This is a genomic window from Pseudanabaena sp. PCC 6802 (assembly GCF_000332175.1).
In the GTDB taxonomy this organism is placed as follows: domain Bacteria; phylum Cyanobacteriota; class Cyanobacteriia; order Pseudanabaenales; family Pseudanabaenaceae; genus PCC-6802.
Genome location: NZ_KB235914.1, coordinates 2,374,705 through 2,387,148, shown reverse-complemented (window position 1 = coordinate 2,387,148; position 12,444 = coordinate 2,374,705). Strand labels below are relative to the sequence as shown.

Below are 12,444 nucleotides of genomic sequence, written 5' to 3'. Positions count from 1 at the left end.
GATTACTTTGTTGTTTGCAATACCTTAGGTTCAGATGTGCGGATCCAGTCGCAGGTATAGTCAATGTCAACGGGTAAAGCCAGCAGACCATAGGAGGATTGAGAACCTATTACGGTGAGGGGCAAAATATCTCGACGACGGTCTAGAGCGACAATTTTTTGGTCGGCGCGGGTCTCCGATACCCCAGCGGTGACGGTGTAGTTGCCGGGCGCGAGATAGCAGTTCCAGCCAAACTCTAGAGTCATAACCGTACCAGCGGGCACCGCCGGTAAACTCTGCGGCGTACCGTAGGTGCTGTGACCGACTACGGCAATGCCATTCAGGGTCTTAATTTTAAAACCAGAAATGGGCGAAGCAATATCTTCATAAAACCGAATGGTAGAGCGCACGATCAGCCGCTCGCCGCATTTGGCAGTTTGCACCGATCGCCCTTGCTCGTCCACCAACTCCACATCAAGCAGTTCTGCCCCACCAACGCCAATGCGAGATTCACCCACAGATTCACCGGATGCGGATGGCTTGGCTTCGTGTCGGAACTTACGATTCTGAAATTCTTCGCTGGCAGCCTCTCGCTGCGCCATCAGCGTACTATAGGCAAGCACCGCCGGATGAGGTTTGTCGTCGCAAATAATTTTGTGGCGGTCGATGATAATGGCGCGATCGCATAGGTTCAGAATGCTATTGAGGTCGTGGGACACGAAGAGAATGGTCGTGCCTTGACTTGCTAGCTCCTCAATTTTGCTGAAGCACTTGCGCTGAAACAAAATGTCGCCCACGGCTAAGGCTTCATCAACGATTAAAATTTCAGGTTCGACGTTCACCGCCACGGCAAAAGCCAAGCGCACAAACATACCGCTGGAGTAGGTTTTGACGGGCTGGTCGATAAAGTCACCGATATCAGCAAACTTCACGATATCCTCGAACCTGGCTGCGATCTCCGACTGGGATAGCCCCAACAGGCGACCGTTAAAAAATACGTTCTGGCGACCCGTAAACTCCGGATTAAACCCGCTGCCTAACTCCAGCAAAGCGGAGATGCGCCCGTTTACCTGCACGCTACCATTAGTTGGCGTTAAAGTCCCCGCAATTATTTGCAGCAGCGTACTTTTGCCAGACCCATTCTGCCCGATAATGCCCAGAGTTTGTCCCCTGGGGATTTCCAGATTAATATCGTTCAGTGCCCAAAAATCCTTGGCTCTTCCACGTCGCGGAAATACGATTTCCTTAAGGCGATCGACTGGATGGGCGTACTGTTTAAAGCACTTTGAAACACGATTTACGTTAATTGCGATCTCACTCACACGCACTGCTTCCTGTAAAAGTTAGCCAGAATTTCCAGATACAGAGTACCAAAACTAGTTTAAACTTTTCTTCACAAAAATGCACAATTCTTAGCTAGCGTTCCAAGCGAAAAATGCACCCTCTGGATCAAAATAGCTGAATTTTAAATACTTCGACTATAAATATTTATACTTATAGCAAGTTTAAATACTTGGCATTAGCTTTCGATATATTTCCAGCGATCGCGCTGAACTTTTCGTATAACTACCTGAACGGGGTGTATTACCCAGAAAAAATCTGTCTAACACACCCATATGGTTGATTAGGCAGAAATATTCTGGCTAATCACCTATCCAGAGTAGTTAGGCAGAAAAATTCTGGCTAATCGTCTTAATCAGGTGCTTAGGTAGAAAAAATCAGTCTAATATATAGTTAGACCTTATTGTTCTCTGTTTGTATATCATTTCAGTGAGAGCATATATTTATTGAGACTTACAAATTCTCTATTGTTCACATTTAATAGGCAAAGCACATTATGTCGACTGATAATTACGGCAAATCTTATTGGTGTGTCAAAGTACCGACCGATATTTCACCTAATGGAGAAATATATTTATATGCCGATAAAGTGGAAATTACTTCTCATGGAGATTTAGTTTTTTGGAGTGAAGAGAATGAGAAACGCGAGAAGCCGTTTCAGAACCTGTCTCTTGCCAGCGGTTTCTGGATTGCTTTCTTCGCCGCCTCAGTTATAGATGGTGCCGCTGTTGCGGTTGAACATTGGAAAGGAGAAGTTTCGAGGTAATTAAATATGCTGATACTGTTGCAAGAAAAAATGTTAAAGCAAAAAATTAACTAATGGGAAAAGCAGAAAAACTATTACTCAAAATTCTGAGAGGGACTTCTGACAATAACATTCCCTTTGAACAATTATGCCAGCTATTGACAAATCTGGGATTTGAAAAACGAATTCGTGGCAGTCATCATATTTTTGCAAAAGAAGGAATTGAAGAAATTCTGAATATTCAACCCAAAGGTAGTAAAGCAAAAACTTACCAAGTTAAGCAAGTTCGCGAAGTTATTCTTAAATACAAATTGGGAGGCCAAGAGGATAATGAAATATGAGATAATCATCTACTGGAGTGAAGAGGATAAATCTTTCGTTGCTGAGGTGCCAGAACTTGCAGGTTGTGCGGCTGATGGTGAAACCTATATAGAAGCCTTGCAAAATGCACAAATCATTATGCAAGAGTGGATTGAAACAGCACAGGAATTAGGCAGATCCATTCCTCAGCCAAAAGGTAAATTAGTCTATGCCTAAAATTTAGAATTCAGCGTAACTATATCTGTTGGTGTGTCTACCAGCGTATGCAGCGGAACGGATCAAACCGCTATAGTTGCGCTTATTTTGCAAGTCCGTCCGCTGATACGCAAGCCGTTATACTTAAACGATATCGCTGATTAAGTCCGTTGAGGTTATCTATCTGCGATTCAATTTTGAAGAATTGGTATAATCCACATTTTGGCCAAACATCTCGATTAATCCCCGATTTTCAGATATATTGGCTTTGGTGCAGTGGCTAAACACAGGCAAACCGAGGGTATCAACTGCTAAATGGCGTTTGATGCCATTGGTGGCTTTGTAGGAGTAAAACCCTTTCGACTCAGCACTGGCAGTACAAGTATTTTTCACCGTTTGTGAGTCTACGACAATCGGGGTCGTCCATTCAGGCTTTTTTTACCTGTGCTCTAACCTGACTATGCAAGGTCAAGGTCGCCACGATCTGGGCTAACACCCCCTGTCGCATGCCGTTACTTGTAATGGCTAGCATCCCAAAACCTAACAGCGCTGCACGCGCATTAATACAAGCGCGATCGCATCGACAATTGCTCTGGCATCCTTTGCTTCTAAGTTACTTTGGTTGAGCATGATGCTAAATACCAGTTCGTCATACATCGCGGGCTTGGCATAACCAGAGAGGGAGACGGTATCGCTAAGCGTACCTGTTTTCGCACTCAGGTTACCCAATGCAGGAGTATCTTGGAAACGATTTTTTAAAGTGCCATCGATTCCTGCGATTGACAAGGAATCCCGAAACACCGGATCGCGTCCCATAATTTGCAAAATCTGAGTTAAGGCTCTGGGCGTGATGGAATTACGACGCGATAGCCCTGCTGCGTCTGCCAGGTTAAAACTATCGGAGGGAATCCCCTGTTGTTGGAGGAACGCGACGATCGCCTGAATACCTGCCTCACTTGTATCTTTTCCTACTTGTGGCGATCGCTGCCCCAGTTGGCGCATCAGTAACTCGGCGTAGAGATTATTGCTATCCTTATTCGTCGTGCGGATCAGTGCCGCCACAGTTGGCGATTCCACAGATGCCAGTTCGAGCGATGGCTCCCCCGTTATCTTTGTTGAGGTTTCCAATCCGTCATCAACCTGAATTCCTTGGGCAATCAGTTCGGCGTTGAGTAATTTTAGAAAATGTGAAGATGGATCGGGAACGGCTGTAGCTCCCAATTCCGCTTCGCTATCCCAAGGTATTTGTCCGCGAATAATTAACTTTTGGGAGTTAAAGGGACGTTCCACCTTGAGAGTATATGGACTACCCTTTGCCGCAGTACGAGCCTGATTTTCCACTATCCAACCGGATGCCAGATCGGGACTATCCCAACTGAAGCTGACAGGCTGCCCTACCTGACCGGGTTTAATTGTCCAATCCAAAACATTTCGATCGATCGTGAGGGGATGGACGATCGCGGCATAATCCTCCTGAAGATCCTGCCATTCCCATCCCACACCCCAGCCAGATCCGCGAAATTGAGGTAAGGCATAGATGCCACCATTTATCCGCCTTACACCCTTCTGCTTTAATTGTTGCACGAGGAGTTTGAGCGTATCTGTCGTCAAGCTCGGATCGCCCCTGCCAACCACCCCCAAACCGCCGTTGAGTTCTCCTTTCGGGCTAACTGCATATCTAGCAACCAGGCTGGTGCGAATGCGATAGTTCGCTCCCAGGAGCTTTAATGCCGCCGCTGTTGCGAGTAACTTAACATTGGAAGCGGGAATGAAATACTTATCTCCATCTACATTTACTAAAGTTTGTGATGATGGCGACATCCCTGTCACCAATACACCCAAGCGCGAGGATTTTAGTTTTGGCGTGAGGATTATCTTATTAACCTCTGACTCCAATTGGCTAGCACACACTGCGTGGGAGCGATCGCTCTGAGCTTGAGCGATCGCTCCCCCATCTCGGCCAGGCAAGTAAATTGCTAACGTTGCTAACGAGGCGATCGCCGCTAAAAGAACCCTACACTGCCAAATGGAAATCGCGAATTTAGACATTAAGAGAGGTTAGAACTTTAATAAAAATCTAAGGTGCTGCACCAATTATCTGCGCTACGGTTAGATCCAACTCAGGGAAAAGTTTTGACACAATCCTCTCTTCTCCTCTAAATTGAGTACGTTGGTATTTGCCATCTACTCCTAGGACATGAACAAAAACCGTTGGTTGTTTGGGATTGCCTAAATATTCCCGAGCTGCGATCGCTAAATAATCGACAATCCAGTACTCAGCAATGCCAAGATGCTCGTATTCTTCGAGTTTATCGACATAGTCATCGTCCCAATTGGTTGAAGTAACCTCAACAGCCAGTTGGATAGGGCGATTGAAGGCAGTATAAGCGGAGGGATTTGCCAGCCAGATCTGTCGATCGACTACACTGACATCAGGAATGCGTGCTTGCTCTTCGCCCTGACGATTTAGAGTCTGAATTACCAGTCGATTCGTAACTACAAGATCGAGATTTAAACGCCTGACTTCATCGTGCAAGGTAAACAAAATCAGATCGGCGATCGTATCGTGACCTCTGGTTGCGCGCATTTCTACAAATTCCCCACCCACAAGCTCGTACTTGCAACCATTGTCGGGATACTCCTCCAGGAAGCGATCGAATGTTAGTTTGAGTTTGGTAACGGTCATAATTACCACTAATTATTTACTGTTGAGTTGCGCGATCGCCTTAGCCTCAACACTCCCCAAGGAATCTTAAAAGTATTAAGGATCGGTAATCTAGAAAATCGATCTTTGTCCTTCAGGGCTAACGCCGATGATCGTGAGCTGACAGTCCAGCACCTTAAATCCATATTTATCAGCAACTTTCTGGCTGATGGTCATGATCTGGTTGTTTTTAAACTCGATCACGCGGTTAGTTTTGACGCAGACTAAATGATGGTGATGGTGCGGTCGAGGTTGATTGATCTCGTAATGCTTGTGATCTTCAGTTAGTTCTAGCTCGCGCAAGATCCCCATCCGCGCCATCAGTTTGACAGTGCGATAAATTGTAGACAAGCTGATGTTTTCGCCCTGAGCTTGTAAGCGATAGTATAGATCCTCCGCACTAAGGTGCTCTCCCTCGGGCAAGTGCTTAAAGGTATTTAGAATCACTTCTCGCTGCGGAGTCATGCGCCAACCCTTGGCATTTAATTCCGCTTTCAGAGCTTCTGGTGAGTAAGTGGTTTCTGACAGAGTCATCTTATTTTCAATAATGACATCTTCTTGATAATAGCCTATATTATTGAAACAAAAAACCGCCAGTACTGACGGTTTTTTCAGTTTATTGCAAATGAATCTTAGTTTGTCTAGAACGGAGTCAAGGGATAATTACCTTTTCTTGCAAGTGTTAACTTTTGTAACAATGCTAAAACGTTACCCAGTTTTAGCAATCGTAGTAAAGGCTAAACTCGTAGGGGTGAGGGCGAATGCTAACTGGAATAGCTTCATTATTGAGCTTGTAGGAAATCCAAGTCTTCACAAAGTCTTCAGTAAATACATCACCAGCTAACAAGAAGGCATGATCTTTTTCGAGGCATTCCAATGCATCCATCAATGAGCCTGGGGTGGAAGGCACCTTAGATAATTCTTCAGGCGAGAGTTCGTAGATATCAACATCAAGTGGCTCGCCAGGATGAATTTGGTTCTTAATGCCATCGATACCAGCCATCAGCATTGCCGCAAAGGCTAGGTATGGGTTACAAGTAGCATCAGGGCAACGGAACTCTAAGCGCTTTGCCTTCGGGTTACCACCGGAAAGTGGAATGCGAATCGAAGCAGAACGATTGCCCTGTGAATAAGCCAGGTTTACTGGAGCTTCAAAGCCAGGAACCAGACGCTTGTAGGAGTTGGTAGTAGGGTTCGTGAGTGCGAGCAAAGCCGGAGCGTGCTTCAGCAAACCGCCAATGTAATACAGCGCCATATCGCTTAGCCCAGCGTACTTATCACCAGCGAACAGTGGTTGACCGTCTTTCCAAATAGACTGGTGCGTGTGCATGCCAGAGCCATTATCACCAAATAGAGGCTTAGGCATAAACGTGACAGTCTTACCATAGCGCTTGGCCACGTTCTTAATCGTATACTTGTAGGTCATCAAATAGTCAGCAGCCTGGATGAGGCTTGCAAATTTGAAGCCCAATTCTGCTTGCCCACCTGTGGCAACTTCGTGGTGGTGCTTTTCAATCGGTACGCCGCAGTCTGCCATGGTCAGCAGCATTTCGGTACGGATGTCCTGGAAGGAGTCAGAGGGTGAAACGGGAAAATAGCCTTGCTTATTGCGAATTTTATTACCGAGGTTACCACCTGGTTCGCTGCGCCCCGTGTTCCACAAACCCTCGGCGGAGTCAACCTTGTAGTAACTGGTATGCATCTCTTGTCCATATTCAACGCTGTCGAACATGAAAAACTCGGCTTCTGGTCCAAAGAAGGCCGTATCGCCAAGCCCAGTATTAGCAAGGAAGTCGAGCGCTTTTTGGGCAATTACCCTGGGGCAACGATTGTAGGGCTGACCCGATCGCGGTTCCTTAATGCTACAAATCATGCTAAGGGTTGGTACTTCCATAAAGGGGTCGATCCAGGCTGTAGCTGGATCTGGCACCATAGCCATGTCTGACTCATTGATAGTCTTCCAGCCTCTGATACTTGACCCATCAAAAGGAACGCCATCAGTGAAAGAACTTTCGTCAATCTGATTGTGATAAAAAGAGCAGTGCTGCCAAATACCCGGCATGTCAATGAACTTTAGATCGATAATCTTGATGTCCTGCTCTTTAATCATATTCAGGACTTCTTGGGGAGACTGAGCCATACTATATCCTTGATTTAGGTTAGTCTGAAAATATTTACAATTGGTTCATGGTAGAGATCCAGGTAAAGGCATTTTGTAGTTTTCGATACCTTTTTGTTCGAGATAACCTGTAATTAATCTTTAATTTGTTTAGGCTAAAGGATTCAGTAACTTTAGTTACGAAAAGCAATCCGACCCTGCTTAGGCAAGCTAAAGAATAAGAAACTAGCAAGGTACAGGCCGTAGACGATTAGCCCCACAATCCCCCAGAAACCGAGGTTCTCTACGGGTGCGCCCGCATGAACGATCGCTCGCCATGCTAGTGGCGGTTCTAGCCAAATTTTGCAGGTGCGGCTGAGTTCCCCCAAGGGAGAAAACGCGCACGGAATGTATGTAGCGCTGAATATAGCCCCAACTACACAATAGGCAGACGTTGCCCACCGCCAGACGTTATACCAGGCTTTCAGCGCTCCCCTCGACATGGCAATATCTTCGTTGATATCCTGCCAGTACCACAAAGATAGTGGAATCAAGAGTTTTGCTGCGAAAACGGTCAAGAAAGCGATCGGCAATCCCCCAATTAGTAAGTAAACGCTAATGGCAAATAGACTGGCTACGCGCCAGTAGATTGCTAGAGAGCGTTTGACTGTCTCCGAGCGATCGCGAAATGCCCAAACGAGCAGTCCCAGAGGGATTAATACGGTAAACAGAACGGCTAGACGGAAATCCAGCCAAACAAATTGTCGAATTAATGTTTCCATACTTAGTTAGAGTTGTTAGGTTAATAGGGTTTACACTATCGTTAGTGACTGATGTATTGATAAACTAATAGGTAGTTTTAGTAACTTTAATTTCAAATTCAACCATGCCACTAATTGCAACTGACAGTATAGTTAAAGATTTAGCAAAGGCTGGAGCGCTGGCGATGCGCGTTCCCCCCGAAGGCGGGTATGAAGGACGCTATCAACGTCGCTTGCGGGCAGCCGGATACGATGTCCTGTCAATTACGGCGCGTGGTTTGGGCGATATATCCAGCTATTTGACTGGCGTGCACGGCGTGAGACCGCCCCATCTAGGCAAAAAAGCGGTTCAGACATACTTCTTGCCGCCCCAGATTCAATATCGTTTGTCTAGCTTGCCACCTAAGTCCAAGGGGTTAGTGGTCTGGCTGATTGAAGGCCGCTATTTGTCGCGGCAAGAACTGGAAGTATTGAGCCAATTCCCCGATCGCGATGCCCGCGTCAAAATTGTGATTGAAACCGCCAGCGATCGCGAAGTTAGTTGGTCTCCGTTAAAGCAAGTTATCGCAGCATAGCTACACGCACGTTCCTACAGCAAAAGAGTTCGTCCGAGCGGGCGAACTCTTTTGGTTTTAGGGTATTTTTTCCTATAGCCGTAAACGGATTCGGTTATTACAGGGGGTGTGGGGGCTGCGCCCCCACGCAGGGGTTCCACCCCTGCAACCCGTCCTAAGCCTATTGGCTATAGCTGTAGATCGATCTAGGCAGCGAAGTTCTTCGCCACAAAGTCCCAGTTAACCAGGTTATCCAGGAAGTTCTGGATGTAGTCAGGACGGCGATTTTGGAAGTCGAGATAGTAGGCATGTTCCCACACATCCAGGGTCAGCAACGCAGTTTGACCGTGTACCATTGGATTCTCGGCATTAGGCGTTTTGGTGACCTTCAGCGTGCCGTTGTCCGAAACCAACCAGGCCCAGCCACTGCCAAACTGGGTTGTAGCTGCGGTTTTGAAAGCTTCTTTGAATTTATCGAAGCTGCCGAAGTCAGCGACAATCTTGTCTAATAAAGCACCAGTTGGCGTACCACCCCCACCCGGTTTGAGGCTATGCCAAAAGAATGTATGATTCCAAACCTGTGCGGCGTTATTAAATATGCCCACCTTAGCTGGGTCTTTAAAGGAGATCGCAATCACTTCTTCCAACGACTTGTCCGCCAAATCCGTATCCTTAACCAGGTTGTTGAGATTGGTGACATAAGCAGCATGATGCTTGTCATGGTGGAATGAAAATGTCTGCGCTGACATATGTGCTGACTCTAGTGCGTCAGCAGCAAATGGTAAAGCAGGAAGTTCAAACGCCATTGTTCTTAGTCCTCTTCTAGGTTGGTTTGAGCTTAAGTATTGTAACGATTTTATGCTACAAATTTAACAAGTTTGTTAAGGAATTATCAGTAGAGCAGGATTTGAAGTATTAGATTTATTTAAAGTATTCTTAAAGTGTTCGAGTTATCAGCATGGATGTGTCGGATCTACCAACCGAGATCTTTACGGTTAGCCCAGATCGATCGCTTACTAAGATTTACCTAGGGTGGATGCCGCAACCAGGAAACTACTTGGAAGTAGGCGGAAAAACCTATTTAGTTTTAGAGCGCCGCCATCGTTACCACCTGAGATCGGGACGCTACGTTCCTTTGAAAGTGGCTCTATTTGTCAAGCCTACGCAAAAACCTACAGAGATGAATTTGGTAGAAGGAAGCTGGGTAATTGGCGATGCCACCTGCCGATACAATGCGCGATCAGAATTTATTCGCTGTGCCGTTAACCCGATGGGACCATGTAGTGGTTGCAGTGCTTGGGAAGCATTGCCTGAGAGCAATTAGTAGATCTTTAATGCTTAGGGACTTGTGGTTAAACAATATCCCAAATATCGCAACTGTAGGACGTGTTGGTTATTAGCCGTAACACATCGCAGGTATCTTATGTTCGTGCAAGTCTCTTAGGAGACCGATCGTTTGATCCTTAGCCATAACATGCGCAATTTCCAGAATTTACTGGTTTCCATTGCTGCCACTGTATTTTCCAGGACGGCAATCCGATCTCTAGCAGCTTGTAAGTGTTCGCTTAAACGCACCTCGGACTCTTGGTATTGATGATTTAGATGGTTAAGGTGCTCTAGATCGGACTGTACGTGCTGCAATTCTCTTTTTAACCTCTCTACCTCGTACATGCGCTCGAAGGCAACCAATTCCTTATCAGCAATTACGTCAGCTAATCTGGATGCATATAGATCCTGGTGCTTAGCGCAAATATAATGCACCAGGCGTTTTTGGTTGGCGGGTTGCTTGCAAGCCTGCACCATAGAGTCAGAACGGGTACGATAGTCAAACATCACCTCTGGAATATGATGAAACTGCCATCCCTGTTTGGCTACCCTCAGCCAAAATTCCCAATCCTCATAGCCCAATTTGTCAGGGATATTGGTATCGTAACCGCCGCATTCTTGCCAAATCTGTTTGCGAAATACGGCACAGGCATCAATGTAGTTCCCAATCATGAGGCGATATAGATCGAAATCCGGTAGCGCCCAAATCCCCGTCATCCCGCCGAAAAACTCTACATCACCGTAGACAACTCCAACCTGAGGACAGCGATCCAGAATCTCTATCCCCTTATACATGTATTCCGAGCGAATCTTATTGTCGGAATCCAGGGGCAGAATATAGCGACCGGATGCGATCGCAATGCCATGATTGCGGGCATTAGCCAAACCTTGATTCTCGATATCAATCACTGTGTAACCGCGATCGCGCAGATCGTTTAAAACATCCAGCGTTGTCTCCGCCGTCGAACCATCATTGATAATAATGAGTTCGTAGTTAATTGGCCGATCGCGATCCTGCGAGGCTTCGACACTGGCGATCGCATCCCAGATATAATCACCGTGGTTGAAGCACGGGATTATTACAGAGATATCTATCATCCCAATTGGTTCCAACGTTCGGCAGCGCTGGCAACGGCAGTATCGGCATTTTTTCGATCTAACATTGCAAGTTGTAATTCCTCGTAGATAATTTTGCGCAGTTTATCTAAATCCTTAGCAGGGGGAATTAACACTTCTGATTGCGCCAGTTGGGATGCACTGATCGTACGAGCTTTATCAGTAGTTGAAGCCTTATCGCTTAGAGAAGTAAAGTAAGGATCGGCAGCGGATTTCACAGTCGAAGGTAGAGAGTTCTCAACTTTAGAGAAGTTCAACTGATTTTCGCTATTGGTGATAAATAAGGCAAACTTGACACCAAGATCTACATTTTTCGCACCGGCGGGCACGACTATATTCATCACAGCCGCGCTCTTTTTACCTGTAGAACCAACGATTTGGGCTGACACATCCGAGACTTTGGCAATGTCGGGGGCATTCTGAGCCACCACCTTGAGAAACTGCGGTCCCGTGAGAAGAACTGCTAGCTCGCCTGCTTGATAGAGTTCGATCGCTTTGCGGTGACCTTCATTGAGAATCTCACGCGGTATCAATTGTTTCTGGAATAGACTCACCCAGTAATTAAAGGCAGCTTTACCTGCGGCATCGTTAAATCCTGCCTTACCATCGGCAGTTAGTAAATTCATCCCCATTTGTACCATCGACTCCAGCACCTGGCTGCCATCCATCGTCAGCATGAAAGCGTACTTGCCCGTTTTAGCTTTGATCTGCTCGGCAGCTTTTGCAAGTTCGTCGTAGGTTTTGGGCGGACGGGCGGGATCGATTCCTGCTTTTTGAAATAGATCGCGGTTGTAGATCGTGACATCGGTGGCAACGTACCAGGGCAAGCCAAAGGTAACGCTGCCTAATTGATTGGCTTTCCAAATATTGGGAAAGTATTGCTCGATCTCGGCTGGAGTTAATCGCGTTTGCATATCCAGCAAAGCCTTTTTCTCAGCTAGCTTAGCAGCAAACTGAGGGTTGAGGTTAACCACGTCCGGGATGTTATTGGCAGCAATCGTACTGAGAATCTTGCTCTCCATATCGCCCCACGGCACATCGACCCATTCTACTTGAGTGCCAGGGTTTTGTTTTGTAAATGCAGCGATCGCCTCTGCCATGTAAGCATCAAACGTGGGTTTCAGCTGCATCGTCCAGAAAGTAATTTTGTTGCTAGGTGATGGTTGGGGTTGGTTTGAGCTGGTTGTTTGAGCGCCGCAGGCTCCTAATAGGAACAGGGCGCTGGTTTGCAGAAACTTTCTTCGAGGGAAATGCATGGCGATCGCGATCTATATATTCACGTAGTTATTTTTAGCACTAACTGG

Annotated in this window: 15 protein-coding genes; 5 read left to right on the top strand and 10 right to left on the bottom strand. The window is 46.4% G+C overall.

Features of this window, described 5'->3' with window-relative positions; translation table 11 throughout:
- Positions 1-2: 2 nt before the first annotated feature.
- Entirely contained in the window at positions 3-1,301 is a 1,299-nt protein-coding gene (locus tag PSE6802_RS0116505) for an ABC transporter ATP-binding protein (RefSeq protein ID WP_019501151.1), read from the bottom strand.
- A gap of 515 nt (positions 1,302-1,816) precedes the next feature.
- Between PSE6802_RS0116505 and PSE6802_RS0116500 the strand changes: the two genes are divergently transcribed.
- Genes PSE6802_RS0116500 through PSE6802_RS0116490 form a run of 3 tightly spaced genes read left to right on the top strand, consistent with a single transcriptional unit; the run spans position 1,817 to position 2,602 of the window.
- Positions 1,817-2,086, top strand: coding sequence for a hypothetical protein (locus PSE6802_RS0116500; protein ID WP_019501150.1), 270 nt, complete (start codon positions 1,817-1,819; stop codon positions 2,084-2,086).
- Positions 2,087-2,139: 53 nt separating this feature from the next.
- Complete coding sequence (locus PSE6802_RS0116495) at positions 2,140-2,406, top strand: type II toxin-antitoxin system HicA family toxin (protein ID WP_019501149.1); 267 nt, start codon at positions 2,140-2,142, stop codon at positions 2,404-2,406.
- On the top strand, positions 2,396-2,602 hold the full coding sequence (locus PSE6802_RS0116490) for a type II toxin-antitoxin system HicB family antitoxin (protein WP_019501148.1): 207 nt from the start codon (positions 2,396-2,398) through the stop codon (positions 2,600-2,602). The genes PSE6802_RS0116495 and PSE6802_RS0116490 overlap by 11 nt, the downstream gene beginning before the upstream one ends.
- Positions 2,603-2,761: 159 nt before the next feature.
- On the opposite strand, the gene PSE6802_RS35865 is transcribed toward PSE6802_RS0116490, so the two are convergent.
- The 6 genes from PSE6802_RS35865 to PSE6802_RS0116460 form a co-directional block, all read right to left on the bottom strand.
- Entirely contained in the window at positions 2,762-2,974 is a 213-nt protein-coding gene (locus tag PSE6802_RS35865; RefSeq protein WP_019501147.1) for a transposase, read from the bottom strand.
- A gap of 147 nt (positions 2,975-3,121) precedes the next feature.
- Positions 3,122-4,630 carry a D-alanyl-D-alanine carboxypeptidase/D-alanyl-D-alanine endopeptidase gene (gene dacB / locus PSE6802_RS0116480; protein WP_019501146.1) on the bottom strand — a complete coding sequence of 503 codons (1,509 nt, stop codon included), beginning with the start codon at positions 4,628-4,630 and terminating at the stop codon, positions 3,122-3,124.
- A gap of 28 nt (positions 4,631-4,658) precedes the next feature.
- On the bottom strand, positions 4,659-5,267 hold the full coding sequence (locus tag PSE6802_RS0116475; protein WP_019501145.1) for a Uma2 family endonuclease: 609 nt from the start codon (positions 5,265-5,267) through the stop codon (positions 4,659-4,661).
- Between the two features lie 90 nt (positions 5,268-5,357).
- A complete protein-coding gene (locus PSE6802_RS0116470) occupies positions 5,358-5,819 on the bottom strand; it encodes a Fur family transcriptional regulator (RefSeq protein ID WP_019501144.1) in 462 nt (153 codons plus the stop codon).
- 184 nt (positions 5,820-6,003) lie between these two features.
- Positions 6,004-7,425: a type I glutamate--ammonia ligase gene (glnA, locus tag PSE6802_RS0116465; RefSeq protein ID WP_019501143.1), complete on the bottom strand. Its 1,422-nt coding sequence runs from the start codon at positions 7,423-7,425 to the stop codon at positions 6,004-6,006.
- A gap of 152 nt (positions 7,426-7,577) precedes the next feature.
- Positions 7,578-8,165 carry a DUF3177 family protein gene (locus PSE6802_RS0116460; RefSeq protein ID WP_019501142.1) on the bottom strand — a complete coding sequence of 196 codons (588 nt, stop codon included), beginning with the start codon at positions 8,163-8,165 and terminating at the stop codon, positions 7,578-7,580.
- A gap of 104 nt (positions 8,166-8,269) precedes the next feature.
- On the opposite strand from PSE6802_RS0116460, the gene PSE6802_RS0116455 reads away from it, so the two are divergent.
- The gene (locus PSE6802_RS0116455; RefSeq protein WP_019501141.1) at positions 8,270-8,719 is read left to right on the top strand and encodes an NAD(P)H-quinone oxidoreductase subunit N; all 450 of its coding nucleotides are present in this window, start codon (positions 8,270-8,272) and stop codon (positions 8,717-8,719) included.
- A gap of 185 nt (positions 8,720-8,904) precedes the next feature.
- Here the strand turns inward: PSE6802_RS0116455 and PSE6802_RS0116450 are convergent, their stop codons facing one another.
- Positions 8,905-9,504: a superoxide dismutase gene (locus PSE6802_RS0116450; protein ID WP_019501140.1), complete on the bottom strand. Its 600-nt coding sequence runs from the start codon at positions 9,502-9,504 to the stop codon at positions 8,905-8,907.
- 152 nt (positions 9,505-9,656) lie between these two features.
- On the opposite strand from PSE6802_RS0116450, the gene PSE6802_RS0116445 reads away from it, so the two are divergent.
- On the top strand, positions 9,657-10,022 hold the full coding sequence (locus PSE6802_RS0116445) for a DUF6464 family protein (protein ID WP_019501139.1): 366 nt from the start codon (positions 9,657-9,659) through the stop codon (positions 10,020-10,022).
- A 116-nt stretch (positions 10,023-10,138) separates the two neighbouring features.
- Here PSE6802_RS0116445 and PSE6802_RS0116440 read toward each other — a convergent pair whose 3' ends face one another.
- A complete protein-coding gene (locus tag PSE6802_RS0116440) occupies positions 10,139-11,122 on the bottom strand; it encodes a glycosyltransferase (RefSeq protein ID WP_019501138.1) in 984 nt (327 codons plus the stop codon).
- Entirely contained in the window at positions 11,119-12,396 is a 1,278-nt protein-coding gene (locus PSE6802_RS0116435) for an ABC transporter substrate-binding protein (protein WP_019501137.1), read from the bottom strand. The genes PSE6802_RS0116440 and PSE6802_RS0116435 overlap by 4 nt, the downstream gene beginning before the upstream one ends.
- Positions 12,397-12,444: the final 48 nt, after the last annotated feature.